The sequence below is a fragment of the Actinocorallia sp. API 0066 genome, assembly GCF_020991275.1.
Taxonomy (GTDB): Bacteria; Actinomycetota; Actinomycetes; order Streptosporangiales; family Streptosporangiaceae; genus Actinocorallia.
Genome location: NZ_JAJLQY010000003.1, coordinates 373,382 through 397,272, shown reverse-complemented (window position 1 = coordinate 397,272; position 23,891 = coordinate 373,382). Strand labels below are relative to the sequence as shown.

The following is a 23,891-nucleotide window of genomic DNA, read 5'->3' as shown; positions in this document are numbered from 1 at the left end:
CGGCCCACCATCCCGGGAGATCCGTGCGGGTCAGGCTGTGGCCGCTCCGGCGCGGCGCAGGAGCGGCAGTGCGTTGGTGCGGCCGATGGCGCCGTCGTCGGCGATCGCTTCGTTGAAGTAGGCGACGGCGAGGTCGGGGGCGAAGGGCCAGTCGCTGCCGTAGAGGATGTGGCCGGGCTTGGCGAAGGCGTGCAGGGTGGGCAGGGCGGCGGGGCTGGAGGACAGGGCGGTGTCGAAGTAGAACCCGGCGAGGTCGTCCAGGATGGCGAAGGGGTCGCGGCCGGTCTCGGCGAAGACGGTCGCGGCGAGGCGGTGCGAGGCGTAGGGGACGAAGCCGCCCGCGTGCGACAGGATGAACCTGAGGTTCGGGAAGCGGCGGGGCACGTCGTGCTTGACGAGGTTGAACGCGGCCCGGGTGGTGTCGAGCAGGAAGTCGGCGGCGAAGGCGGGGATGCCCTCGACCGGCGGGTTTCCGGGCAGCTCGGCGGGGTGCACGAACACGGTTGCCGAGCGCTCGTTCAGTTCGGCCATGAGCGGATCGAGAACCGTGTCACCGAGGTAGAGGCCGCGGCTGTTCGCGAGCAGGACGACGCCCTCGGCGGGCAGCGTGTCCAGCGCGCGGACCGCTTCGGCGACGGCCCCGGTGACGTCCGGAAGCGGCAGCGCGGCCCAGAAGCCGAACCGGTCGGGATGGTCGGCGACGAGCTGCGCGCCGTAGTCGTTGGCCTCACGTGCGGCGAGCCTGGCCTCGGCGGCGTCGCCCAGGTGCACGCCCGGCGCGGTCAGGGACAGGATCCCGGTGGCGATACCGTTCTGGTCCATGAAGCCGATCGCCGTCTGCGGGCTCCAGTCCGGCAGCGCGCGGCCTCCGGGGGTGTGGACGCCGTGGCCGCGCAGCCAGGCGGCGTAGGCGGGTGGCACCATGTGCTGGTGCACGTCGATGCGGTTGCTCACAGGGATTCTCCTCGGGTGAAGCGGGTGCGCAGCGTGCCGATGCCCTCGATGCGACTGTCAGGTGATGAGCTTCAGTGGCTCCTCCGTCGGCGGGATCGGGGCGCCCGCACCGCCCATGAGAATGATCCGGCCTACCCGCTCGGGCTCCTTGCGGGCGAGCGCGAGCGACACGATGCCACCGTAGGAGTCGCCGACCAGGTGGACCTTCTCCAGGCCGAGCGTGTCGAGCAACGTGACAGCTTGTAGAGGCTGCCGCCGCAGCTCGTTGCCCTCAGCCACCTGAGTAGCCAGTTCACCCGCCAGGCCCTTCGCTGTGTCGACCACGGACATGTCGATCACTCCTCCTCATGGCGTACTGGATCGGTTGATACACTCCGGACCGATCGATACGGGGAGTATTGGCGAAACGTCTTCGAAATACAAGGGCCGGCCAGAGGCGGTGCCGAAGTGTTGTCCCCGCGCCTGGCCCGCTGACGGCTCAGGACTCGGCGAGCCAGCGCTCCAGCAGGGCGTCGGTGGCCGTGCCGAGGGTGGCGAAGGCGCCGTGCAGGTCGTAGGTGTCGGGGCTCAGCTGATAGGCGAGGAAGTAGCCGTCGGTGGCGGCGATGGTGAAGTCGGCCAGGCGGGCGGCGAACTCACCGCGGCGCTCTTCGGGGAGGTCGGCGAGGATGTCCGTGAACTCGGTCCGGGCGATTCTGTGGACCTCCGCGCGGATCTCCACGAACCGCTCCCGGGCCTTGGCCTCCACGGGCCTGCGCTCCAGCGTGAGCATGAGCCCGAGGCTGAGGAACTCCGGCCGCTCCAGGAGGCTGTCGGCGATGGAGTGGGCGACGTCCAGGAACCGCCGCAGGCGCGGGAGCGTCGGGTCGCGGCGGACGGCGATGTCGAGGAGCCGGTCCCGCCAGAGTTGGTAGCTGCGGTCGATGACGGCGGCGAAGAGGTCGTCCTTGTCCGTGAAATGCCAGTAGATCGAACTGTTGGGCATGCCTGAGCGCTGCCGGACCAGCGACATGCTCGTCCCCTCATACCCCCGCTCGGCGGCGATCTCCACGGCGGCGTCCAGGATGCGCTGGCGCGACTCCTCTCCGTGCTGTTGCCGCCGGTCCGTCTTCGGTCCCATCAAGCCTCCCCGGACCGATTGTCCCATCACCGTTGCTCCTTGCCGTCTGCCTGACACATGCTTCAGTGTAACTATCGATCCTCAGTGGACTAATCGATCCAGTATCTTGGTGGGAGACCAGTGAGAGGAGTACCGCGGTGACCGAAGAAGCGGAATACGACGTCGCGGTGATCGGGTACGGCCCGACGGGCGTGACCGCGGCGAATCTGCTCGGCGCCCTGGGCCTGCGGGTCGCGGTGATCGAGCGGGACGCGGAGATCTTCACGCGGGCCCGGGCGATCTCCACCGACGAGGAGGTGCTGCGGGTCTGGCAGCGGATCGGCCTCGCCGACCGGCTCAAGCTCGACATGCTCGGTGATCTTCCCCTGGAGTTCGTGGACGCCAAGGGGGAGCCGTTCCTGTGCGCCCACCCTGTACCACGCGGGCACGGGCACCCGCCACAGATGTTCATCTACCAGCCCGCCCTGGAGGAGGTTCTGCGCGAGGGCGTCGAACGGTATCCGAACGTGGAGCTGCTGCTGGAGCGGGAGTGCCTGCGCGTCGTCCAGGACGAGGGCGGGGTCGAGCTCACCCTCGTGCACACCGGAGAGGACACCGTGCGGCGTCTGCGCGCCCGGTATGTGATCGCCGCCGATGGCGGATCCAGCCTGACGCGAGCCCAGCTCAACATCGGCTACGAGGGCCGCACCTATGAGGACCGCTGGGTCGTCATCGACACCGAGATGCTGGAGCCGTGGGAGGGCCACGACCGGCTCCGGTTCCACTGCGACCCCGCCCGGCCCGCCGTCGACTGCCCCACTCCGCTCGGCCACCACCGCTGGGAGTTCCCGATCCTGCACGGCGAGGACGAGAAGGAACTCGTCACCGACGCCGCGATCTGGAGGCTGCTGTCCCGCTACGGCATCACCGCGGCGAACGTGAAGATCCTGCGCGCCACGGTGTACAGCCACCATGTCCGCTTCGCCGACCGCTTCCGGGTCGGCCGCGTGTTCCTCGCCGGGGACGCCGCGCACGCGATGCCGCCGTGGATCGGCCAGGGCATGGCCGCCGGGGTGCGGGACGCGGCGAACCTGTGCTGGAAGCTCGCCGCCGTCCTGCGTGGAGAGCTGCCCGATTCGGTGCTCGACTCCCGGCCTCCGCGAAGGGCACGATCGTCGACGAGACCGGCGTTTTGCTCGCCTGGCTGGACCGCCGCAAGACCGCGACGGCCGTGCTGCGCCCGGACGGCTACGTCTACGCCGCAGCCTCCGAGACCTCGCCCCTACCCGCCCCGCCCGCGGGCTTCCAGCCCGGTGCAGCCGAGAGGAACCAACGATGACGACCACACCGGCCCTCCCTGAGATGCGGGAATCCCTGGTGGACGCCGCAGGCAAGAAGATCTTCGTCGCCGAGACCGGTGACGGACCGCCCGTCCTGCTCCTGCACGGCGGCGGCCCCGGCGCTTCCGGCGTCTCCAACTACCGGCGCAACATCGCCGCCCTCGCCGAACACTTCCGCGTGATCGTGCCCGACCTGCCCGGCTACGGCCGCAGCACCAAGGGCGTCGATGCCACCGACCCCTTCGGGTACCTCGCCGACGGCATCCGCGGCCTGCTCGACGCGCTCGGCCTCGACCGCGCCCACCTCGTCGGGAACTCCTACGGGGGCGCCTGCGCGCTGCGCCTCGCACTGGACACCCCGGAACGGGTCGAGCGAATGGTGCTGATGGGCCCCGGCGGCGTCGGCACCAGCCGGGGCCTGCCCACGCCCGGCCTGAAGTCGCTGCTCGCCTACTACGGCGGAGACGGGCCCTCGCGGGCGAAACTGGAGAAGTTTATCCGCGAGTACCTCGTCTTCAACGCCGCCCAGATTCCCGACTCTGTGATCGACGAGCGCTACGAGGCCAGCGTCGACCCCGAGGTGGTCGCCGCGCCGCCGCTGCGTCGCCCGTCCGGGCCCGGCGCGCTGAAGACCCTGCTGCGGATGGACTTCACGCGCGACGCACGCCTCGCCCGTCTCGCGGTGCCGACGCTCGTCGTCTGGGGTGCGCGGGACAAGGTGAACAGGCCGTCCGGCGGCGCCGCCCTGGTCGAGCGGATGCCCGACTGCGACCTCTACGTCGTCGCCAACACCGGCCACTGGGTCCAGTTCGAGCGCCCCGACCTGTTCAACCGCCTGTGCGCCGACTTCCTGGGAGGCACCCGATGACCACCGCGCCCTCGGTGTTCGGCACCGTCCACCTCGGCTACCTCGTCATCGAGACCCAGAGGTTCGCCGACTGGCGGCGCTTCGGCGCCGACGCCATCGGCATGCACCACGACGCCCTCGACATCGACCGCATGCGCTTTCGCCTCGATGACCAGGAATGCCGCTTCCTGCTCGTGCGCGGCCCCGCCGAAGACGTCGTCGCCGTCGGCTGGCACGTTGACGACCACGCGTCCTTCGAGCAGGTCGAAACCCGCGTCCGCGCCTCCGGGATCCCCTACAAGCAGGGCACCGAGCAGGAAGCCGCCGCCCGCGGCGTCGAACGGCTGCTGCGCTTCCCCGGGCCCAAGGGCATCACCCAGGAGATCTACACCACCCCGAAGCTCAAGACCGAGCCGCTCAACATGCTCGCCCGGGGCTTCGTCACCGGTGAGTCCGGCATGGGGCACGTGGCGATCACCACGACGAAGCCGACCCTGATGCGCGGCTACTTCGCGCACGTCTTCGACGCCCGTCTCACCGACTACATCGACGAGACCATCAACGGCGCCAAGCTCAAGATCCGTTTCCTGCGCGTCAACGAACGCCACCACTCCATCGCCATCGCCGCTGTGAAGGGCGCGCCGATCGACCCCATCCGCACCCGCGTCCAGCACCTCAACATCCAGGTCGCCGAACTCGACGACGTCGCTCGGAGCTACCAGCGCGTCCACGAACTCGGCTTCACCATGGCCTTGTCCGTCGGACAGCACACCAACGACAAGGAGCTGTCCTACTACGCGGTGACTCCCTCCGGCTTCGAGTGGGAGGTCGGCTGGAACCCCATCGTCATCGACGAGGCGACCTGGGAGCCCTCCACCCACCAGGGCATCAGCGTCTGGGGCCACAAGCCCGTCGGCCAGACCATCATCGACGTCCTCGCCCAGTTCAAGGCCGGCGCGCTGTCCCTGGCCCAGACCGAGAAGACCGTGCCGCAGCTGAGCGGCACGGGCATCCCCGACGACTGAGTTTCAGGTCACCCCGTCCGCGCGGCGAGTTGGCGCTCGGGACGCTGGCGGTGTCCTCGCGCCACAGGGGCCTGAGCGCGACCTCGCCGCGCGGAGATCGCGTCGCAGGCGTCCTCGATGCGAAGCGGGTCGGGGAGCCTGAGCCCGGCGGGCGGTCGCTCGTGCGAGAGTCGACGACCCCCTGAAGTCACCCGTTGACGTGTGGGCCGGGCGCGGGTAGTTCGACGGTGACGTGCATCCCTCCGGCCGGGCGCGGGGTGAGGGTGAGTCTTCCGCTGTGCGCGTCGGTGATGGTCCTGACGATCGTCAGACCGAGCCCGACGCCCGCGTGGTCGGTGTGGACGCGCTCGGTGCCGCGCTGAAACGGCTCCGTGAGCGTCGCGGCGAGCCGTGGAGTGATCGGCTCGCCGGTGTTCTCGACCGTGAGCACCGCCGCCCCGGGCCGGACGCCGGTGTTCACCCACACGGTGCCCCGCTCGGGCAGGTTGTGCACGATCGCGTTCTGCACGAGGTTCATGGTCAACTGCAGCAGAAGCGCCTGCGATCCGACGGCGGCGGCGACCTCTCCGGAGACGCTGACGGTAACGCCGCGCCTCTCCGCCAGGGGAAGAAGAGTCTCGGTCGCCTCCTCCGCGATGAGTGACAGGTCGACCCGCTCCCGGTTGAAGGACCGCTGGTCGGCGCGGCTGAGCAGGAGCAGCGCCTCGGTGAGGTCGATCGCCCGGGTGTTGACGGCGTGGAGGCGGTCGACGAGTTCGTCGGTGTCGTGTGCCGGGTCGTTGCGGGCCACGTCGAGCAGCGCCTTCGAGATCGCGAGCGGGGTGCGCAGCTCGTGTGAGGCGTTCGCCGCGAACCTCCGCTGTTCGGCGACGTGTGCTTCGAGCCGCGCGAGCATGCCGTCGAAGACGTCGGCGAGCTCACGGAACTCGTCACCGCGGCCGGGAAGCCGGATCCGGTGCGAGAGCGACCCGCTTGTGGCCATGCGCGTGGCGTCCGTGATGCGGGCCAGCGGGGCGAGCATCCGGCCGGCGAGCAGCCACCCGCCCGCGAGACCGAAGATCAGCAGGACGAGCAGCACCGCGCCCGCGGCCGACGCGAAGTCGTGCAGGAGGGTCGAGCGTAGGAGCACGCCCCCGGGGACGCTCGTGTAGTCGGGCAGGTGGCGCAGGATGAAGATCCACACGGCGGCGAGCAGCAGCGCGCCCGCGAGCATGAGGAATCCGACGTAGCTGAGGGTCAGTTTGAGCCGGACGCTCAGCCCGGGGGCCCTATCCACGCTCCCCGCCCTCGCGCGTGTCGACGCGGTAACCGACGCCGGGCACCGTGGCGATGATCCATGGTTCGCCCAGACGTTTGCGCAGCGCCGAGACGGTGATGCGCACGGCGTTGGTGAACGGGTCGGCGTTCTCGTCCCACGCCCGCGCGAGCAACTCCTCGGCGCTGACGACACCGCCCTCGGCGCCGATGAGGACTTCGAGGACGGCGAACTGCTTCCGGGTCAGCGCGACATAGCGCCCGTCCCGGTAGACCTCCCTGCGAAACGGGTCGAGCCGCAGGCCGGCGATCTCCCGCGTGGGCGGCCTGTGGTGCGCGCGCCTGCGGTCGAGCGCCCTGAGCCTGAGCGCGAGTTCCCTGAGTTCGAACGGCTTGGTGAGGTAGTCGTCCGCGCCGAGCTCGAACCCTGAGGCCTTGTCGTCGAGACGGTCGGCCGCGGTGAGCATCAGGATGGGCATCCCGCTGCCGGAGGCGATGACGCGCCTGGCGATCTCGTCACCTGACGGCCCCGGGATGTCGCGGTCGAGGACGGCGATGTCGTAGGTGTTGACGCACAGTAGTTCCCACGCGGTGTCGCCGTCGCCCGCGATGTCGGACGCGATCGACTCAAGGCGTAGGCCGGCGCGGATGGCCTCCGCGAGAAAGGGTTCGTCCTCGACGATCAGCACGCGCATACGATCGATGCTACGAGCCGCCGCATATCGCCCGCGTATCGGAAATCCCCTACGCCCTGGCAACCTCACGCCGCTTTGACTGCCCGGATGCCTCAACCACCGGCCCCGACGCGAGAAGCGTCCCGCAAGATCCACCGGCTTCCCGGCGTCGGCCGCGCGGGCCTCCGCCAGGCTGTCCTCGCCGTCTCCCGACCGGAGCCCTGGAGGCGCGGCCCGGTGCCGGCCGCGCTGGCGCTGCTGCTGGGCCTGACCATGCTGGCGCACGCGCAGGTCCCGAACCGCCCGTGGAACCTCGGCAGCCTTGTGGAGACCTTCCTACCCTGGCTCGGCCTCGGCATCCCGGTGCTCCTGGCCGGGGCGCTGTGGCGCCGTTCCGCCTCCGCGGCGGTCGCGCTGCTCCTGCCGCTCGTGGTGTGGACGTGCCTCTTCGGCGGGCTGCTCATCGACAAGTCCCGCCCGGACGCCGACCTCACCGTGGCCACCCACAACGTCGGCGCGGCCAATCCCGACCCCACCGGCACCGCCCGCGCCCTGGCCGCCTTCGGAGCCGACCTCCTGGCCCTGGAGGAACTGACCCCCCAATCGACAGACACCTACAAGAAAGAGCTGAGAAGCACATACCCACATCACGCGGTGCTGGGCACGGTCGGCCTGTGGAGCAAACTCCCCCTATCCAATACCCGACCGATCGACATCATGAACTATGGCCCACTGAAAACCGCCATGACACCCGACAGAAACTCACCCGAGACCCGAGCCCTAAGCACGACCGCAACCTCAGAACACGGCCCGCTCACCGTATTCGTCGCCCACCTGGGGTCCGTACGACTGACCCCCAGATCAGGCTTCTGGACGGCCTCCCGAAACATCGGCGTCCAGGCCCTGGGCAAAGCCGTCGCCGCCGAACAGAACGACCGTGTGGTCCTCCTGGCCGACCTCAACGGCACCACGGACGACCGCGCCCTCACCCCCATCACCTCCCAAATGCATCCGGCCCACAAAACAGCCGGCCAAGGCTTCGGCTTCACCTGGCCGGCCGCCTTCCCCCTGGTCCGAGCCGACGAAATCCTCACCCGCACCCTCACCCTGACGAGCTCACACACCCTGCCCCCCACTCCCAGCGACCACCTCCCGATCTCAGCCACAATTACCTGGTAACCCCCAACACCCGCGTCCCGCTCCTACAGGTCCGCACATCCGCACTTTTTCAACGAGCACTTCTCCCCATCGGTTTTCTGCGCCCCGCCGTCGCCGCGCGGCGTGCGGGTCAGGCGCGGGGCGGGAGCACCTCCGTGCAGGGGTCCGCATCGGGGGAGGCGGTGGACGCGGCGCGCTCCAGCAGGGTGAGCAGGAGGCTCCTCTCCCCGGCGGCGAGGCCGCGCAGGAGGTCGTCCTCGGCTTCGGCGACGCGCGCGTCGAGGTCGGCGAGGACACCTCGGCCGTGGTCGGTGGGCACGATGCGGCGGGCCCGCCGGTCGGCCGGGTCGGGCGTGCGGCGCAGGAGGTCACAGCCCTCGAACGCGTCGAGCAGGTAGGTCATGACGGTGCGGTCGATGCCGAGGCGGGCGGCGAGGGCCGCCTGGGTGGGCGGCGCACCGTGCGCGACGGCGGAGAGCACTTGGTAGCCACGGACACCCTGCGGGAGTTCGCGCGCGATGTCCTCGACCCGCTCGTGCCACTGCCTGAGCAGCACGGTGAGCGTCCAGCCGAGCGTGGACGGCCGGTGCGACGCCTGCGGCCTCTCCCCGATGGTCACGCTCCCAGCCTAGCCGGAAATACGCTGCCATCCAGATATGTTGCCAAGCATATAGTCTGTAGGACAGATTATCTTGCCAGAAGAGAGTGTGACATGACGGACTACGGCCACGACCTCGTGTTCGGTGCGTTCCTCACCCCGCAGAACCGCGATCCGCAGAGCCCGGTCCGGCTCGCCCAGGCCGCCGAGGCCGCCGGGCTGGATCTCGTGACCTTCCAGGACCACCCGTACCAGGCGGGATTCCTGGACACCTGGACGCTGCTGTCCTGGGTCGCCGCGCGCACCGAGCGCGTCACCGTCTCCGGGAACGTGCTCAACCTGCCGCTCCGCCCGCCGGCGGTGCTGGCCCGCGCCGCGGCGTCGCTCGATCTGCTGTCGCAGGGCAGGTTCGCGCTGGGCATCGGCGCGGGAGGGTTCTGGGACGCGATCGAGTCCATGGGCGCGCGGCGCCTCACCCCTGCCGAGTCGGTCACCGCGCTGGAGGAGGGCCTGGAGATCATCCGGGGCATCTGGGCGGCGGACGAGCGCGGCATCCTGCGCGTCGACGGCGCGCACCACCGGGTCAACGGGGCCAAGCGCGGCCCGGCGCCCGCGCACGACATCCCCGTCTGGCTGGGCGCCTACGGGCCGCGCATGCTGCGGCTCGTCGCCCGCAAGGCCGACGGCTGGCTGCCCAGCCTCGCCTATCTGAAGGACGGCGACCTACGTCGCGGCAACGCCCTCATCGACGAGACCGCCGCCGAGGCGGGCCGCGATCCGGCCCAGGTACGCCGCCTGCTGAACATCGCCGGCGAGATCTCCCCGGAGTCCCAGGGCCTCCTGCGGGGACCCGTCGGGCAGTGGACGGAGGAGCTGACCGCCCTGGCGCTGGAGGACGGCATCGGCACCTTCGTCCTGGCCTCCGACGACCCGGGCGCGCTCCAGGTCTTCGGCGCGGAGATCGCCCCCGCCGTGCGCGAGAACGTGGCACGCGAGCGCGCCAAAGCCGGGACGGCGCCCGCGTCGTCCCGGCGTGGGACGGCCGCGCTGGCGCTGCGCCACCCGGGGATCGACTACGCCAAGGTGCCCGCGAGCCTCGCCGCCGACGCCGTCGAGCCGGGCGACCGCGCGTACGCCTCGGTGCGGCACAACTATCTGCGGTCCGGGTCGCCGGGCCTCGTCCTGCGCCCGGCGACGACGGGCCAGGTCGTGGAGGCGCTCGGCTACGCGCGCTCCCAGGACGTGCCGTTGGGCGTGCGCTCGGGCGGCCACGGCATCAGCGGCCGCTCCACCAACGACGGCGGCATCGTGCTCGACGTCGGCGCGCTGAACGGCGTCGAGGTCGTCGACGCGCGGACCCGGCGGGTACGGCTCGGCTCGGGCGCCACCTGGGGCGCGGTCGCCGAGACGCTGGCACCGCACGGGTGGGCGATCAGCTCGGGCGACTTCGGCGGCGTGGGCGTCGGCGGGCTCGCCACCACGGGCGGGATCGGCTTCCTCGGCCGGAAATTCGGGCTGACGATCGACCACGTGGTCGCGGCGGAGGTGGTGACGGCCGACGGGAGGGTGCTGCGCGCGTCCGCCGAGGAGAACCCCGACCTGTTCTGGGGACTGCGCGGCGCCGGAGGCAACCTCGGCGTGGTGACGTGGGTCGAGATCGAGGCGATGGAACTCGGCGACGTCGTCTTCTCGCAGATGACCCTCGGCGCCCGCGACATCTCCGGGCTCCTCCAGCGCTGGGGCGTCGCGGTGGAGGCGGCCCCGCGTGAGCTGACGAGCTTCCTTGTCCTCTCCCCACCACGCGGTGGCCGCGACGCGGTCGCCCAGCTGATGACCGTCTACGCGGGCGACGACACGAACGCCGCGGTGAAGGAGCTGGAACGGCTCGCCGAGGCGGGCCCGCTCCTCGACCACCAGGGCTACCTCCTGCCCTACGCCGGGGTGGTGCCGCCCGTCGACAAGCACCACACCGGCGGGGGAGATCCCGCGGTGCGCTCCGGCCTCGTCACCCACCTGGACGAGGACGTCAGCCGCGCGTTCGCGGGCGCCGCGCGCTCCGGCACGCCCTACTTCCTCCAGATCCGCGCCACCGGCGGGGCCGCGCACGACCTCGCCCCGGACGCGACCGCCTACCCCCACCGTCACCAGAACTTCGCCCTCACCGCCATGGGCGCCCACCAGTCCTCGCTGAACGCCGTGTGGGACGAGGAGGTCGCGCCACACACCGACGGCCTCTACCTGTCGTTCGACACCGACACACGACCGGAGCGGCTGTTCGACGCGTTCGGCGAGGCGGGACTGGCCCGGCTGCGGCGCGTCAAGCGCGCCCACGACCCCGACAACGTCTTCCGCGCGAACTTCCCGATCAGCCCCGCGGACGCCTGAACGCGCCCCGCGCACGCCACGGACAAGTGCTGGAAACTCCGCGTGAGCCCCGAAGCGGCCCATGGGCATGCATATGGCAGCCCGCCCGGCGAGCTCGTCGCAGCATACAAACCGCATGAGAAGACGATCGTCGCCACGCTCGACAAGAGCCACGTGAACGAGGACAGCCTGCCTCCTCATGTTCTGGCGCTCCTCGACGACTACCACACCAAGGACTTCTCCGAGCCCGGTCTATGAGGTGTGCCTGGAATGCCGACGGGCGGGTCTCCAAGCTCACCGCCTCCGGGTGTCGGCTTGGCTTCGGGGGGCTGGTGCCTTAGGTGTATGTCGACCTGCAGGCATGCTGGCAGTTCTTCGTCGTCTTCCAGCCAGCGCCGCACCGCGTCTTCGAAGTCCTCGTCCTCGGTGTGGGCCCAGCGGGGGATCTCGATTCTGAGAGCGGCGAGTTCCAGGTTCTCGCCGGAGTACCGGATGGCCAGTGAGCGGTCGTCCCACGGGATGATCTCGTGCCGCAGGCCGTCGCACCCGCTCAGCCTGAAGCGGTCGCCCATGGGGATGACGAACTTCCGTTCGTCTCGGAGCCGGATCATGAGATCGGCGTCCTTGCCGTGCCCGAAGAAGACGATTTCCGCGAGACGCTCTCCGGAGAGGGGCACGTCCAGCCAGACAGGTTCGGGCATGCGCCGAATCCGATGGGTGATCGCGGTGACGTAGGAGTCCACGAGCGGAACTGTAGTCGGCCGAACGCACTGCGCGCACAGGATTCCGGACGGACCGCTCTGCCTGAGGAGGCTCGGACGCGGTCGGCGACAACGATGATCCAGTCGAGTTCTTTGTTCTGGCTTATCGGTCGGTGACGGGGGTGAGGGTTGAGGTGATCTCGGTGAGGTTTTGTTCGAGATAGAAATGGTCGCCTGGGAAGACCTTGAGGGTGAAGTCGCCGGAGGTGTGGGACTGCCAGGCGGCGACTTCGCTCACGGTGGCGTTCGGGTCGTTGGCTCCGGCCATGGCCGTGATCGGGATGGCCAGGGGGGTTCCGTCGTCCTGCCAGCGGTAGGACTCGATGGCCGTGTAATCGGCCCGGGCCACTCGCAGCAGGTCGTCCAGGAGTTCGGGGTCGTCCAGGAAGGTGCTCGTGGTGCTTCCGAGTTTGCGGAGTTCGGCGATGATGGAGGCGTCATCGCCCGGGTCCACGTTGCCTGGACGGGTGCAGGAGGGTGCGCGCCTCGCCGAGACGAACAGCCGCGTGGGAGCTTTCCTTCCCGATCGCTCCAGTCTGCGTGCGACCTCGTAGGCGACCACCGATCCCATGCTGTGTCCGAAGAACGAGAACGGCAGGTCGTCGGTGGAGTCGGACAATGCCCGGAGCACCCCGTCGGCTATTTCGTGAATGGATGTCATGGGCGGCTCGCGGTGCCGGTCGTGGCGCCCGGGATACTGCACGGCGTTGATCTCGACGGCCGGGTCGATGAGCCGGGACAGCGGGAAGTAGTAGCTGGCCGATCCGGCGGCGTACGGAAAACAGTACAAGCGTGAGCGCGGATCCGAACCGACGCCGAATCGGTGAATCCACCTGTCGTCGTTATCGTCATCGGCCACGAATCACATGATCTGCCGCCCGGGTCATGAGGGGAAACCCCTAAATGTGCCCCCCTATGCGGCTGGAGAATCTAGGGGTAGGGGGGTACTTGAGGTAGCCGGTTGTCGTCTGTTCTGCTAGGCACGATGATTCATCATGGGGTGGAGGGTGAATGCAGCAGATTCTTGAGGCGGTGGGCGCCGAGAGGCTGACGTCACGAGACTGGGAGAACCTGCCCGTACCGGGCTCCTACCGGGCGCTGACCATCCGCAAGGACGAGACGGGCATCTTCGAGGGGCTGCCCACCGCCGAACGGGACCCGCGCAGGTCCCTCCACCTGGACGACGTGCCGGTGCCCGAACTCGGGCCCGGTGAGGCTCTCGTCGTCGTCATGGCCAGCTCGATCAACTACAACACCGTCTGGTCCTCGATCTTCGAGCCGGTCCCGACGTTCGAGTTCCTGACCCGTTACGGACGCACATCCGAGCTCGGCAGGAGGCACGACCTTCCCTACCACGTCCTCGGTTCGGACCTGGCGGGCGTCGTCCTGCGCGTCGGCCCGGGGGTGCACCGCTGGCGGCCCGGCGACCGGGTGGTCGCGCACTGCCTGTCGGTGGAGCTTGAGGATCCGGCCGGCCACGATGACGCCATGCTCGACCCCGAGCAGCGGATCTGGGGTTTTGAGACGAACTTCGGCGGCCTGGCGGACCTCGCCCTGGTCAAGGCGAACCAGCTCATGCCAAAACCCGCCCACCTGACGTGGGAGGAGGCCGCCTCTCCCGGGCTCGTCCTGTCGACCGCCTATCGCCAGCTCGTCTCACACAACGGCGCCGACATGAAGCAGGGGGACAAGGTCCTGATCTGGGGGGCGTGCGGCGGGCTGGGCTCCTACGCGACCCAGCTGGCCCTCAACGGCGGAGCCGACCCGGTGTGTGTGGTCTCCTCGCCCGAGAAGGCGGATCTGTGCCGCGCGATGGGGGCCGAGATGGTCATCGACCGGGCGGCGGAGGGCTTTGAGTTCTGGCGTGACGGCACCACCCCGAACCGTAAGGAATGGCGTCGGCTGGGGTCGGCCATCAGGGACCTCACCGGCGGCGACGACCCGGACATCGTCTTCGAGCACCCGGGCCGCGACACCTTTCCCGCCAGCGTCTACGTCGCCCGCCGTGGCGGCACGATCGTCACCTGCGCGTCGACGAGTGGCTACGACCACTATTTCGACAACCGCTATCTGTGGATGCACCTGAAGCGCATTGTCGGATCCCATTTCGCGAACTACCAGGAGGCCTGGCGGGCCAATGAACTGATGCGGCGCGGCAAGGTCTATCCGACGCTGTCCAAGACGTTCCCGCTCGACGAGGCGGCGACCGCCGCCCATGAGGTCCTGCAGAACCGGCATCAGGGGAAGCTGGGCATTCTCTGCCTCGCGCCGGAGCCCGGAATGGGGATCGAGGACGAGGAGTTCCGCGCCCGCCACGCGGCGAAGATCAGCATTTTCGGGACGGTCGGCGCCTAGCCGGGATCCGCGCGGAAAACCCCGAGGCTAGCGCCCGGCGCGCACGCGAGATCGGTCACCGTGCGGCGGGCGGCCGATCTTCGGGAGTCAGACGTCGCGGCGGCGGAGGAGCAGGGCGGCGAAGCCGAGTGCGGCGAAGGTGTAGGCGGCGAGTATCGCGACCGAAGGCCAGGCCGGGAGGGAGCCCATGGTCTCGGCCGTGGCGTCGGAGCTCTGCGCGAGTTTGCGTAGTGGCGCGGTCGGCGAGGCCCCGCTGACCCAGCTCTGCAGGTCGCCGAAGAGCGGCCCCACCAGGCTCGGCAGGAGGATCAGGGCGGTCGCGGCGCTGATGGCGCCGGCGGTGTGCCGCAGCGCGGTGCCCAGCGTGAGGCCGATGAGGCCGGCTCCGGCGAAGCACAGGGCGACGCCCAGAAGCTCCGGCATGAGGCTGCCCGCCTCGAACCCCGCGCCGGAGAGGAAGGCGTCGCCGACGAGGAAGGCCCCGTAGCCGGAGAGAAGGGACAGGACGTAGACGGGCACGGCGACGACGACGGCCTTGGCGGCGAGTACCCGAACCCTTCCGGGATCGGCCAGGAAGGTGGACCTGATGAGTCCGTCGCCGTACTCGTCGGAGATGACGAGCGCGCCGAGCGCCGCCGCGAGGACCTGGCCGATGACGGCGCCCGTGAGGCTGCCGCCCAGGATGGTGTCGTCGGGCTGAAGGCTCTCCGTGGCGCCGACGAACACGGCGAGACCGGGCGTCACCAGGACCATCGCCACAGCGATCCAGAACACGCCGCGCACGGTGCGGGCCTTCGTCCACTCGGCGCGCAGGGTCCGCAGGAAGGCGGTCGTCACCGGGATCTCGCTCATCGCAACACCTCTTCGATCGGTGCCTCCGCTGTTGTGGTGCGGTAGTCGAGCTCCTCCTTGGTGAGCTCGGTGTAGACCTCCTCAAGCGAGGAGTACTGGGGCGTCAGCTCGTGCAGCTCGATGCGGTGCAGGGCCGCGAGCGCGCCTATCGTCGGCGCCGCCATGCCCTCCACCCGCGCGGAGGTCTCGTCGGCGGGCAGGAACCTCGCACCGGCGCGCGTGACGAGCTCGGCGAGCCTGCTGAGGGCCGGAGACCTGACAAGGGTCACCGTCCTTGAGTTCTCCTCGATGAAGTCGGCCATGGTGCAGTCGGCGATCAGCCTGCCCTGACCGATGACGATGAGCCGGTCGGCGGTCTGCTGCATCTCCGCCATGACATGGCTGGCCACAAAGATGGTCCTGCCCTCGGTGGCGAGGTCCTTCATCAGGGAGCGGATCCAGCGGATGCCCTCGGTGTCGAGGCCGTTCACGGGCTCGTCCAGGACGAGGACCTCGGGGTCGCCGAGCAGCGCCGCGGCGATGCCCATCCGCTGGCCCATCCCGAGGGAGAACCCGCCGGCCCGGCGGCGGGCGACCTCGGTCAGCCCGACCTGCTCCAGGACCTCCTCGACCCGGCGCTTGGCGATGCCGTTGCTCTGCGCCAGCCAGAGCAGATGGTGGTAGGCGCTCCGTCCGCCGTGCACCGCCCTCGCGTCGAGCAGCGCCCCCAGCGTGCGCAGGGGCTCGCGCAGGGAGCGGTAAGGCCGACCGCCGACGAGCGCCTCGCCGGTCGTCGGGCGGTCCAGCCCCACGATCATCTTGATCGTGGTGGACTTCCCGGCGCCGTTGGGGCCCAGGAACCCCGTCACGCTTCCCGGCCTGACCTTGAAGGAAAGATCCTCGACGGCGGTCACCGGACCGTAACGTTTTCCGAGCTCACGGACTTCGATCATCGTTCGACCTCCTTTGCCTCGAAACTAGGAGGCCGGGGTGGTGGTCCGCCTCCCACGCGGGAGCGGACCGTCGACTCGCTCTCCGGTATGAGGAGGGTTAGGGCTCCCGGGCGTGAGAATGGTGGGCATGAGCGGGCGGATCAGAGATCTGGCGGGGGCGGTCTGGGAGGACCTGTCGCCGCGTGGAGTCAGCCCGCTGGCCCCGATCGGGCTGAGCCGCTTTCCGCTGTCGGGCTGGCTGCCCCACCTGCTCGTGGTGTGCGCGGCGGCGGTGCTCGGCGGCTCGTCCTGGCACATCCTGCTCACCGACTACGGGATCGCCGACCCGACGGCGGCGGTGCTCGGCCTCACCCACGCCTCCGCCATGGTGCTCGCCCTGTGGCGGCCGATCGCGGCCTGGTGGCTTTCGCTGGGCATGGTCGCGATCACGGGCCTGGCCGCCGACTCGGTGGCGCCCCAGGGCGACGGGCCGCTCCTGGCGGCGCCCAGCCTGTCCGTCCACCTCTGTGTGATCGCGCTGGTGGGGCTGCGGGTCCGGCCGCGCGTGGCGCTGGAGATGTGGGTCCTGACGGTGGCCGTCACGGCGGGACTGCTGCTTGTGGCCCCGGAACGGAAGCAGTTCCCGAACCTGCCCGAGGTGGCGTTGCTCTCCGGCGCCGTCCTCGTCGCGACGGTGGCCGTGCGGGCCCGCGGCGAGGCGCTGCGCCGCCTGTCCGAGCAGCGGCGGCTGCGGGTGGCGGAACTGTCCCGGCACGCGCTGCTGGAGGAGCGGACCCGGATCGCCCGTGAACTGCACGACGTCGTCGCGCACCACATGTCCGTCGTGGCGATCCAGGCCGAGGCGGCGACCTACCGGGTCGTCGAGATGCCGGACGAGCTGGCCAAGAGCTTCGCGACGATCCGTGGCCACGCCCTGGAAGCCCTGACCGAACTGCATCGGGTGCTCGGCCTGCTCAGGCAGTCCGATGACGGCACCGACCAGGCGCCGCAGCCCACCCTGGCGCAACTGCCGGAACTCGTCGAGGGTGTGCGGCAGGCCGGGTTGGACGTCGATCTTGTGATCGAGGGTGAGCACAGGGCGACGGGAGCGGGGGTCGAGCTGTCTGCCTATCGCATCGTCCAGGAGTCCCTGAGCAACGTCCTGAGGCACGCGCCGGGAGCCGAGGTGGAGGTCGGCATCGGCTACTCGGCGCGAGGGCTGACGATCACCGTCGCGAACGGGCCCGCGCGCGAGCCGGTGTCGGCGGCGCCCGGCGGCGGCCACGGGCTGCTCGGCATGCGCGAGCGTGCCGTGATGCTGGCCGGAGAGTTCAGCGCACGACCCCGCGCCGACGGGGGTTTCACCGTCCGAGCCGTCCTGCCCTACCTGGAGAGCCAATGATCCGCGTCCTCATCGCCGACGACCAGGCCATGGTCCGTGAGGGCTTCTCGGTCCTGCTCAACGCCCAACCGGACATCACCGTGATCGGTGAGGCGGCCGACGGGGCGGAGGCCGTCGCGCGGGCGGCGGAGCTGGAACCGGACGTGATCCTGATGGACGTCCGGATGCCGGGGGTCGACGGCATCGAGGCCACACGCCAGGTCTCCGGCACGACCAGGGTCGTCGTCCTGACCACCTTCGACCAGGACGAGTACGTCTACGCCGCGCTCCGCGCGGGAGCCAGCGGCTTCATCCTGAAGAGCGCGTCAGCCGGCGCCCTGGCCGAGGCGATCCGCGTGGTGGCCTCCGGGGACGCGCTGCTGGCCCCCTCGGTCACCCGCCGGCTGATCGGGACCTTCTCGAAGACCAGGGGCACGGCTCCCGCCGACGGCCCCCGCCCGTCCGTCCTGACCGAACGCGAGACCGAGGTCCTGACGCTGGTCGCCCGGGGCCTCTCCAACACCGAGATCGCCACCCGCCTCGTTCTCGCCGAGCAGACCATCAAGACCCACGTAAGCAACATCCTCAACAAACTCGGCCTCCGCGACCGCACCCAAGCCGCGATCTACGCCTACGAAAGCGGCCTGGTCCGCCCCGCCCACCCCGAATGACCACGGCACCCACCGACCGTCGCTGACCCCGACCGAGGCGGCGAAGGGCGGGGCGGGACGCGTCCGTTCCGGCGCGGGGAGAACATAGGGTGGGTTGCTGGATGTGGTCGGGTGTGGGGGGTGGCGATGGCGAGGCCGGGGCATGGGCCGCCGCTACGGGTGATGCGGCTGGTGCTTACGCGTGAACTCGTTGTGCACACCGCGGTGGAGATCGTGGAGCGGCGGGGGGCGGACGGGCTTTCGATGCGGGCGGTGGGGGAGGAGCTCGGCGTCACCGCGATGGCCGTCTATCGGCATGTGGACAGCAGGGAGTCGCTGATCGCGGGCGTCGCCGAGTACGTCATGGCGACGATGGACGTTCCGGAGAGCGCGGACGGGACGGACTGGAAGGACGAGGCGCGGATCCTGATGCGTGCCTTCCGGGGGATCGCGCGGGAGTATCCGCGCAGCCTCGCGTTGGTCCTGGAGACCGGGACGGCGATTCCCGTGGGGCTTCGGGCGTTCGAGCGCGCGCTGTCCCTGTGTGCCGAGGCGGGGCTGGACGGGCCGGTGTCGGTGCGGGTGGTGCGCGCCCTGATGGCGTGGACGCTCGGTTCCCAGATGCGGGCGCGGCCGGAGCGGGCCGAAGGCGACCCCGCCGACGTGGCGCGGGGCCTGGGCGCCGCGTGTTTCCCGTACGTCGTGGCGCTGCCGGACGAGTCGGCGGCGCACGGCTCGGACGCCGACTTCGAGTTCGGGCTCGAACTGTTCCTGACGGCCGTGGAGATGATGTGTGAGGACCGCGCCGACGGCTGAGGAACCGGAGAAGCTCAGGCGCTGCGGGGGAGCCGGTCCATCGCGGCGAGGAGCATCTCCAGCCCCGTGGTGAAGTCGGCCTCGGGGTCGGGATTCAGGAGCTGCTCGATCAGCGCGAGCGAGCGGGGGAAAAGGTCGGGATCGTCGCGGATGGGGCGGAGCGCTGTGTCCGGTAGCCGGTCCGGGGTGTCGAGTGCCCCTCCGGCCACCATCTGGCAGCCGATGGCGTAGGACATCAGCGTCCGGATGACGCGCACCGACGTCTCGCCGTCGAATCCGGCGGCGACCAGGAGGCTCAGGGCGCGTTCGGCGGCCCGCCAGCTGAACTCCAGTTCCAGTTTGCGGGTGAGCACGAGGTGCATGCTGCGCGGGTGTCTGCGGGCGGCGGCTCGGAAGGCGCCGACCATGGCGCGGGCGTTGACCTTCCAGTCCTGGTTCGGGCTCGTCGCCTCGGGCGCGTCGATTCCGGCGAGGACCGTCTGCGCGATCTCCTCGATGAGCGCGTCGCGGTCGGGGACGTGGGTGTAGAGCGACATGGTGCCGACGCCGAGTTCGGCGGCGACCTTCCGCATCGAAAGCGCCTTTGCGCCGTCTCGTTCGATCACGGTGATGGCCGCGCCCACGATCGCCGCTCGCGTCAGCGTCCGCCGCTCAGCGGGACGAGTCGCCGCCTTCTTCGCCATTCCGTCCCTTTCCCGCAGGGCACGTCTTCGCGCACCCTGTCACCAACGTTAGCAGTGCGCGGAGGCGGGGAGGCGTACGGAATATATCTTGTTTATCTCGTACGGAAAGTGTGGCGCCGTCAGGCGTCGGCCTCGGCCGCGATGACGGCGTCCACCTCGGCCTTGCGGTCGGCCTCCTCGGCGGCGAACCGGGCGGCGTCCAGGCGCTCGGCCTGCTCCTCGTCGTGCCGCATCAGCGCCTCCAGGTCCGACCTGGCGAGGTCGAACACCCCCATGTCGGTGTAGGCGGCCTGTACCCGTTCGCTCCACAGCCCGATGTCCCGCACACACGGGACGATCCGGCTGAAAAGATGGCTCTGGAAGGCGCGCATGTAGGCGGACTCGTCCGCGAGCCGTTTGGCGTCGGCGGTGTTGATCCCGAAGTTCTCCCAGATCTCGAGCCCGCGGATCCGGTCGCGCATCAGATAGCAGCCCTCGATGACGAACTCCTCACGCTCACTCAGTTCGGCGGACGAGAGCTGGCGGTAGTAGTCGCGCAGGGTGAGCCTGCCGAACGCGACGTGCCGCGCCTCGTCCTGCATGACGTAGGTGAGGATCTGCTTGGGCAGCGGTTTGGTGGTGACGTCGCGGATGACGCCGAACGCCGCGAGTGCCAGCCCTTCGATGAGCACCTGCATGCCCAGGTAGGGCATGTCCCACCGGGCGTCGCCGAGAGTGTCGTCGAGCAGTTCCTGGAGTTTCCCGTTGATCGGGTAGACCAGGCCGATCTTCTCGTGCAGGAAGCGGGAGAAGATCTCGACGTGGCGGGCCTCGTCCATGGTCTGGGTGGCCGAGTAGAACTTGGCGTCGAGGTCCGGGACGGTTTCCACGATCCTGGCGCCCGTGATCATCGCGCCCTGCTCGCCGTGCAGGAACTGGGAGAACTGCCACGACGCCGAGTGCCGCCGCAGTTCCTTGCGGTCGCGTTCGCTCATCTTGTCCCAGTGGGGGGTTCCGTAGATCGCGAGCGCCTGGTCGGGGGTGCCCAGCAGGTCATAGGGATCGACTTCGAGGTCCCAGTCGATCCGCTTGACCGAGTCCCACTGCTTGTCCTTGCCTTTCTGGTACAGGTTCAGCAGTGTGTCCCGTCCGTCGTCGTACTCCCAGGTGAACCGGGTGTCCCCGGCCATCTCGACGGTCCGGATGCCGTCGCGGACGGGCGCCGCATAAAGATCGTGCGTTGACATGAGGTTCTCCTCCTCGGTACGTACGACCTATAAATTGTTTATGATGTACGAACAATGACATGGCGGTCTATGCGTGTCAACGCGTCGGCCGGGGCCCCTGACGATTCCGGGACCGCTGGTCTCAGTGGTCGGGCGGATCGTCGGGGACCGGTGCCGCCGGTGGCTGCCAGGGGGTGGCGCGGGCTGCCGCGTCGCGGAGGATCCGGGCGAGCGGCCTGGTGCTCGGGCGGTCGTCGAGTTCGTTGGCGAGGTGGTACGCGGTGATGCCGCAGCCGACTCTCAGGTCGGCGCAGTTCGCGAGTTCGAGTGCGCGATGGTATTCGGACCGTTCGGCGAGGGTGAGCCAGGCCTGGGCTTGGCGGAGGTATCCGTCGCAGCCGAGCAGGAGGGCCATCTGCCAGGCCGCGCGCGGCTGCTCCAGGGACGGTGTGGTGGCGCGCCGGTACAGGCTGCCTCCGGCACGGCCGTACCGCCCGCTCATCCATTCGATGGCGATCGGGTCCGGGCTGTCGCCGGTGGGCAGCGGGACGAGCTCCCTGCGCACGCTCTCGTCGTCGTACAGTTCGGCGAGGCCCGCCTCGAACTGGCCGATGGGCATCTCGGTGGCGTACTCGGTCAGGGGAGGTCCGGGCGGCGGGGGTTGTTCGCCCCAGGCGGGCAGCTCCGGCGCCGTCACCTCGGGTGGGTCGGGGAGGTGCACGGGCGCGGCCAGCGGCTCGTCGGTGCCGCCGCGCCGGTGCGCGTTGTATGCCTCCTGCGCGTCGATGTGCCACTCGAGCCACTCGCCCTCGGTGCCGATCGCCGCGAGGTTCTCCGGTCTGGCCGTCAGGCGGCACACCCGGACGATCGCGCGGACCATCGGCCACCCGGGCAACCCGACCCGCTCGCCCTTCAGATGGGGGTCGACCGTCGACCTCGGCAGCTCCATCGAGATCCTGCCCTCACCCAGCAGGCGCTCGGCGCGGCGGGCGAGCTGCGAGGTGTTGGTGATGTCGGCCAGCGCCAGGGCGCGCAGCAGTCGGCGGCGCAGCGGGGCGACGGGGTCGTCGTCCCGGGCGTAGTGACCCTCGTGCACGGCGCGTCACCTGTCCTGGTCCTGGTCGTGATGGTCGACGGCAAGCAAGGAGGAGGGCGATGCCCTGCAATTTTCACATTCCGCGCGCATCCCCCATCCCGCATCACGTATCCCACCATCACCGTGCCGGACAGTGGTCGCGGATGACCGATCTCGTTAGACCAGAACAGGCTGCGGCGATTCGCCACAGATCGCGGCAGATGCGGTGAAAGAGGTTTCATGTTGACGTGATCCGCCGTCATCCGCCGTGATCCGCCGCGATGTTCGGCGCGGGTCGCGGCGGGAGGGCGGTGCTGGTGAGGCTGGGCGTATGACGACTTCCGCTTCTTCGCCGTGCCCGGCCCGCCGGTCGCGGCGCCGCGCAGGCCCGGTGATGTGCCCGGTTCGGCGAGGGGAGCACAGCGCTGACGGCGCCCTGCTCCTGCTGCTCCTGGCCGACCACGTGGTCCGCACCGGACGGTCCCTGCCCCGCCCGTACGAGGACCTCACACCCTGCGAACTGATCGAGTTCTGGGCCGACGACGCCACCGACCACGACCACGCCGGGGAGCCGCGCCGATGATCTCCACCCGGACCCTGGCCTGCGCCGCGCTCGTCGCCGTCGTGCTGGTGGCGGCCGTCGCCCTGGGCCTGGCCGCCGACGCCAGCTGGCCGGACGCGCTCCTGGCCGCGCTCACCCTGACCGTGCCCGTCATCGGCCTGCTGATCCTGCCGTCCCAACGCGGGGACGACGACTAGGCGCCCATGCGCTCCGGGCCTCCACCAGCGCCGTGACGCGCGGGGGTCGAACATGATTGTCACCGTGCGGGGAGGGCACTGACGGGAGCGGGGCCGGGACACTACGTCGACAGCGTCCCCCGGAGGTCCCGATGAAAACGATCAAGGTCAAGGGAAAGCCCGCGAGCCTGAGCGCCAGCGGCCACTACATCGTCGCGGAGTTCGAGCCGCTACGCCTGTTCGTGCACCCGAGAGCCGACAAGCCGCACTACTGCGGCCCCGAACTGGACAGCATCACCTACGACGGCGTCAAGTACACCTCCTACGAGCCCGAGCGGAGGTTCCTGCGGGACTGTCTGCACGCGGCCGAGGAGATCATCCACGGCAAGGCGCTGCCGCTCGGCGGCGACTACAGCCACGTCGGCGACGAGCTGTTCGGCAGGAGCGAGGCCGACAACATCAGGATCGCCGAGGCCGGGCGGGGGCAGCCGAACACGGGCGAGCAGGCCAACCCCGACTACAAGGAGGCGTACGTCATCGTCTCGACCGTGCCCGCGTCGCCCTACCCGTACCACGCGGCTGCCGTCGTCGCCATCGACGGCCCCGACACCGTCACCCTGGAGGTCTTCGCCCGAAGCAGCGACGCCCGGCAAGCCGACCGCAGCGCCTCCGGCACCTTCGCCATGTACGCCGACACCGGCGCGTCCTCCTTCCACGCGGTCTGGAGCAGCGCCGACGTCTTCGCCGGCACCAACCCGGTCACCCTAGTCATCGGCGGCCTCTACTAATCCTCCCCAACACCTCCACGCGCGGCAGCGAGCAGGGCCTGCGGGGCCACCAGCCCCACAGCCCCGCTCGCCGTGCACGCCTTCACCAGCCCGCCCAGGCAGGCCCCCTGGGCAAGCACACCCGACTGGAGAACTTGCGTTCGGAGCGGTCTCCGACAAAGAAGATGGATCGGTTCACATGAGTTCGTCCATCGGAGAGAGCGGGACGTCCGGCGGGCCGGATGCCCAGGGGATTCTAGGAGGAGTCGGATATGGCGATCTCGAACATTGGGGATGGGCCTCGGTTGACGGTGGTGGGGGCTCGGGGTGGGTCGCGGGTGGCGGCGGGAGACGTTCAGGGATGGTGCGGCTTTGATTGGAAGT

At 69.9% G+C, this 23,891-nt stretch carries 26 protein-coding genes; 13 read left to right on the top strand and 13 right to left on the bottom strand.

All coding sequences use genetic code 11. The features are described from left to right. Nucleotides 1-30: 30 nt before the first annotated feature. From LO762_RS09590 to LO762_RS09580, 3 genes are all read right to left on the bottom strand, one after another. Entirely contained in the window at nucleotides 31-954 is a 924-nt protein-coding gene (locus LO762_RS09590; RefSeq protein WP_230614126.1) for an amidohydrolase family protein, read from the bottom strand. Between the two features lie 57 nt (nucleotides 955-1,011). Then, nucleotides 1,012-1,284, bottom strand: a complete 273-nt coding sequence (locus LO762_RS09585) for an alpha/beta fold hydrolase (RefSeq protein ID WP_230614125.1) — start codon at nucleotides 1,282-1,284, stop codon at nucleotides 1,012-1,014. Between the two features lie 148 nt (nucleotides 1,285-1,432). Beyond that, entirely contained in the window at nucleotides 1,433-2,074 is a 642-nt protein-coding gene (locus LO762_RS09580; RefSeq protein WP_230614123.1) for a TetR/AcrR family transcriptional regulator, read from the bottom strand. 137 nt (nucleotides 2,075-2,211) lie between these two features. Between LO762_RS09580 and LO762_RS09575 the strand changes: the two genes are divergently transcribed. Genes LO762_RS09575 through LO762_RS09565 form a run of 3 tightly spaced genes read left to right on the top strand, consistent with a single transcriptional unit; the run spans nucleotide 2,212 to nucleotide 5,265 of the window. After that, nucleotides 2,212-3,414, top strand: coding sequence for an FAD-dependent monooxygenase (locus LO762_RS09575; RefSeq protein WP_230614122.1), 1,203 nt, complete (start codon nucleotides 2,212-2,214; stop codon nucleotides 3,412-3,414). Next, the gene (locus LO762_RS09570) at nucleotides 3,389-4,261 is read left to right on the top strand and encodes an alpha/beta hydrolase (protein ID WP_230614121.1); all 873 of its coding nucleotides are present in this window, start codon (nucleotides 3,389-3,391) and stop codon (nucleotides 4,259-4,261) included. Before LO762_RS09575 ends, LO762_RS09570 begins: the two co-directional genes overlap by 26 nt. Next, nucleotides 4,258-5,265, top strand: a complete 1,008-nt coding sequence (locus LO762_RS09565) for a VOC family protein (protein WP_230614120.1) — start codon at nucleotides 4,258-4,260, stop codon at nucleotides 5,263-5,265. The genes LO762_RS09570 and LO762_RS09565 overlap by 4 nt, the downstream gene beginning before the upstream one ends. Nucleotides 5,266-5,452: 187 nt before the next feature. Here LO762_RS09565 and LO762_RS09560 read toward each other — a convergent pair whose 3' ends face one another. Further along, the gene (locus LO762_RS09560; protein WP_230614119.1) at nucleotides 5,453-6,541 is read right to left on the bottom strand and encodes a HAMP domain-containing sensor histidine kinase; all 1,089 of its coding nucleotides are present in this window, start codon (nucleotides 6,539-6,541) and stop codon (nucleotides 5,453-5,455) included. Next, on the bottom strand, nucleotides 6,534-7,214 hold the full coding sequence (locus LO762_RS09555; protein WP_230614118.1) for a response regulator transcription factor: 681 nt from the start codon (nucleotides 7,212-7,214) through the stop codon (nucleotides 6,534-6,536). Before LO762_RS09555 ends, LO762_RS09560 begins: the two co-directional genes overlap by 8 nt. A gap of 216 nt (nucleotides 7,215-7,430) precedes the next feature. Here LO762_RS09555 and LO762_RS09550 point away from each other — a divergent pair, with 216 nt between their 5' ends. Continuing rightward, nucleotides 7,431-8,372 carry an endonuclease/exonuclease/phosphatase family protein gene (locus LO762_RS09550; protein WP_230614117.1) on the top strand — a complete coding sequence of 314 codons (942 nt, stop codon included), beginning with the start codon at nucleotides 7,431-7,433 and terminating at the stop codon, nucleotides 8,370-8,372. 109 nt (nucleotides 8,373-8,481) lie between these two features. Here the strand turns inward: LO762_RS09550 and LO762_RS09545 are convergent, their stop codons facing one another. Next, entirely contained in the window at nucleotides 8,482-8,970 is a 489-nt protein-coding gene (locus LO762_RS09545; RefSeq protein WP_230614116.1) for a MarR family winged helix-turn-helix transcriptional regulator, read from the bottom strand. A 93-nt stretch (nucleotides 8,971-9,063) separates the two neighbouring features. Between LO762_RS09545 and LO762_RS09540 the strand changes: the two genes are divergently transcribed. Both LO762_RS09540 and LO762_RS09535 read left to right on the top strand, forming a co-directional pair. Next, nucleotides 9,064-11,334 carry an LLM class flavin-dependent oxidoreductase gene (locus LO762_RS09540; protein ID WP_230614115.1) on the top strand — a complete coding sequence of 757 codons (2,271 nt, stop codon included), beginning with the start codon at nucleotides 9,064-9,066 and terminating at the stop codon, nucleotides 11,332-11,334. Between the two features lie 42 nt (nucleotides 11,335-11,376). Next, nucleotides 11,377-11,571 carry a hypothetical protein gene (locus tag LO762_RS09535; RefSeq protein ID WP_230614114.1) on the top strand — a complete coding sequence of 65 codons (195 nt, stop codon included), beginning with the start codon at nucleotides 11,377-11,379 and terminating at the stop codon, nucleotides 11,569-11,571. On the opposite strand, the gene LO762_RS09530 is transcribed toward LO762_RS09535, so the two are convergent. Both LO762_RS09530 and LO762_RS09525 read right to left on the bottom strand, forming a co-directional pair. Beyond that, entirely contained in the window at nucleotides 11,535-12,056 is a 522-nt protein-coding gene (locus LO762_RS09530) for a hypothetical protein (protein WP_230614113.1), read from the bottom strand. The genes LO762_RS09535 and LO762_RS09530 overlap by 37 nt on opposite strands. Nucleotides 12,057-12,177: 121 nt before the next feature. Next, a complete protein-coding gene (locus tag LO762_RS09525; RefSeq protein ID WP_230614112.1) occupies nucleotides 12,178-12,933 on the bottom strand; it encodes a thioesterase II family protein in 756 nt (251 codons plus the stop codon). Nucleotides 12,934-13,085: 152 nt separating this feature from the next. Here LO762_RS09525 and ccrA point away from each other — a divergent pair, with 152 nt between their 5' ends. Beyond that, nucleotides 13,086-14,429, top strand: a complete 1,344-nt coding sequence (gene ccrA / locus LO762_RS09520; protein WP_230614111.1) for a crotonyl-CoA carboxylase/reductase — start codon at nucleotides 13,086-13,088, stop codon at nucleotides 14,427-14,429. Between the two features lie 87 nt (nucleotides 14,430-14,516). Here the strand turns inward: ccrA and LO762_RS09515 are convergent, their stop codons facing one another. Beyond that, a complete protein-coding gene (locus LO762_RS09515) occupies nucleotides 14,517-15,281 on the bottom strand; it encodes an ABC transporter permease subunit (RefSeq protein WP_230614110.1) in 765 nt (254 codons plus the stop codon). Next, a complete protein-coding gene (locus LO762_RS09510; RefSeq protein WP_230614109.1) occupies nucleotides 15,278-16,213 on the bottom strand; it encodes an ABC transporter ATP-binding protein in 936 nt (311 codons plus the stop codon). Before LO762_RS09510 ends, LO762_RS09515 begins: the two co-directional genes overlap by 4 nt. Before the next feature lie 127 nt (nucleotides 16,214-16,340). Between LO762_RS09510 and LO762_RS09505 the strand changes: the two genes are divergently transcribed. From LO762_RS09505 to LO762_RS09495, 3 genes are all read left to right on the top strand, one after another. Next, on the top strand, nucleotides 16,341-17,594 hold the full coding sequence (locus LO762_RS09505; protein WP_230614108.1) for a sensor histidine kinase: 1,254 nt from the start codon (nucleotides 16,341-16,343) through the stop codon (nucleotides 17,592-17,594). Further along, nucleotides 17,591-18,244: a response regulator transcription factor gene (locus tag LO762_RS09500; protein ID WP_230614107.1), complete on the top strand. Its 654-nt coding sequence runs from the start codon at nucleotides 17,591-17,593 to the stop codon at nucleotides 18,242-18,244. The genes LO762_RS09505 and LO762_RS09500 overlap by 4 nt, the downstream gene beginning before the upstream one ends. 162 nt (nucleotides 18,245-18,406) lie before the next feature. Then, nucleotides 18,407-19,039 (top strand): TetR/AcrR family transcriptional regulator, encoded by a 633-nt coding sequence (locus tag LO762_RS09495; RefSeq protein WP_230614106.1) that lies wholly within the window; start codon nucleotides 18,407-18,409, stop codon nucleotides 19,037-19,039. Nucleotides 19,040-19,053: 14 nt separating this feature from the next. On the opposite strand, the gene LO762_RS09490 is transcribed toward LO762_RS09495, so the two are convergent. From LO762_RS09490 to LO762_RS09480, 3 genes are all read right to left on the bottom strand, one after another. Next, nucleotides 19,054-19,722, bottom strand: coding sequence for a TetR/AcrR family transcriptional regulator (locus LO762_RS09490; RefSeq protein ID WP_230614105.1), 669 nt, complete (start codon nucleotides 19,720-19,722; stop codon nucleotides 19,054-19,056). Nucleotides 19,723-19,841: 119 nt separating this feature from the next. Next, nucleotides 19,842-20,948: a ferritin-like domain-containing protein gene (locus LO762_RS09485; protein WP_230614104.1), complete on the bottom strand. Its 1,107-nt coding sequence runs from the start codon at nucleotides 20,946-20,948 to the stop codon at nucleotides 19,842-19,844. Between the two features lie 121 nt (nucleotides 20,949-21,069). Beyond that, a complete protein-coding gene (locus LO762_RS09480; protein WP_230614103.1) occupies nucleotides 21,070-22,023 on the bottom strand; it encodes a hypothetical protein in 954 nt (317 codons plus the stop codon). Nucleotides 22,024-22,333: 310 nt separating this feature from the next. Between LO762_RS09480 and LO762_RS09475 the strand changes: the two genes are divergently transcribed. From LO762_RS09475 to LO762_RS09465, 3 genes are all read left to right on the top strand, one after another. Then, the gene (locus tag LO762_RS09475) at nucleotides 22,334-22,585 is read left to right on the top strand and encodes a hypothetical protein (RefSeq protein WP_230614102.1); all 252 of its coding nucleotides are present in this window, start codon (nucleotides 22,334-22,336) and stop codon (nucleotides 22,583-22,585) included. Further along, a complete protein-coding gene (locus tag LO762_RS09470) occupies nucleotides 22,582-22,761 on the top strand; it encodes a hypothetical protein (RefSeq protein WP_230614101.1) in 180 nt (59 codons plus the stop codon). Before LO762_RS09475 ends, LO762_RS09470 begins: the two co-directional genes overlap by 4 nt. A gap of 131 nt (nucleotides 22,762-22,892) precedes the next feature. Beyond that, nucleotides 22,893-23,528, top strand: coding sequence for a hypothetical protein (locus LO762_RS09465; protein ID WP_230614100.1), 636 nt, complete (start codon nucleotides 22,893-22,895; stop codon nucleotides 23,526-23,528). Nucleotides 23,529-23,891: the final 363 nt, after the last annotated feature.

Excerpts from the sequence above, each read along its gene's own strand:
- LO762_RS09490 (WP_230614105.1), bottom strand. The coding sequence starts at position 19,722 with ATGGCGAAGAAGGCGGCGACTCGTCCCGCTGAGCGGCGGACGCTGACG.
- LO762_RS09580 (WP_230614123.1), bottom strand. The coding sequence starts at position 2,074 with ATGGGACCGAAGACGGACCGGCGGCAACAGCACGGAGAGGAGTCGCGC.
- LO762_RS09500 (WP_230614107.1), top strand. The coding sequence starts at position 17,591 with ATGATCCGCGTCCTCATCGCCGACGACCAGGCCATGGTCCGTGAGGGC.
- LO762_RS09540 (WP_230614115.1), top strand. The coding sequence starts at position 9,064 with ATGACGGACTACGGCCACGACCTCGTGTTCGGTGCGTTCCTCACCCCG.
- LO762_RS09485 (WP_230614104.1), bottom strand. The coding sequence starts at position 20,948 with ATGTCAACGCACGATCTTTATGCGGCGCCCGTCCGCGACGGCATCCGG.
- LO762_RS09495 (WP_230614106.1), top strand. The coding sequence starts at position 18,407 with ATGCGGCTGGTGCTTACGCGTGAACTCGTTGTGCACACCGCGGTGGAG.
- LO762_RS09465 (WP_230614100.1), top strand. The coding sequence starts at position 22,893 with ATGAAAACGATCAAGGTCAAGGGAAAGCCCGCGAGCCTGAGCGCCAGC.
- LO762_RS09470 (WP_230614101.1), top strand. The coding sequence starts at position 22,582 with ATGATCTCCACCCGGACCCTGGCCTGCGCCGCGCTCGTCGCCGTCGTG.
- LO762_RS09570 (WP_230614121.1), top strand. The coding sequence starts at position 3,389 with ATGACGACCACACCGGCCCTCCCTGAGATGCGGGAATCCCTGGTGGAC.
- LO762_RS09505 (WP_230614108.1), top strand. The coding sequence starts at position 16,341 with ATGAGCGGGCGGATCAGAGATCTGGCGGGGGCGGTCTGGGAGGACCTG.
- LO762_RS09585 (WP_230614125.1), bottom strand. The coding sequence starts at position 1,284 with ATGTCCGTGGTCGACACAGCGAAGGGCCTGGCGGGTGAACTGGCTACT.
- LO762_RS09510 (WP_230614109.1), bottom strand. The coding sequence starts at position 16,213 with ATGATCGAAGTCCGTGAGCTCGGAAAACGTTACGGTCCGGTGACCGCC.
- ccrA (WP_230614111.1), top strand. The coding sequence starts at position 13,086 with ATGCAGCAGATTCTTGAGGCGGTGGGCGCCGAGAGGCTGACGTCACGA.
- LO762_RS09555 (WP_230614118.1), bottom strand. The coding sequence starts at position 7,214 with ATGCGCGTGCTGATCGTCGAGGACGAACCCTTTCTCGCGGAGGCCATC.
- LO762_RS09565 (WP_230614120.1), top strand. The coding sequence starts at position 4,258 with ATGACCACCGCGCCCTCGGTGTTCGGCACCGTCCACCTCGGCTACCTC.
- LO762_RS09475 (WP_230614102.1), top strand. The coding sequence starts at position 22,334 with ATGACGACTTCCGCTTCTTCGCCGTGCCCGGCCCGCCGGTCGCGGCGC.
- LO762_RS09515 (WP_230614110.1), bottom strand. The coding sequence starts at position 15,281 with ATGAGCGAGATCCCGGTGACGACCGCCTTCCTGCGGACCCTGCGCGCC.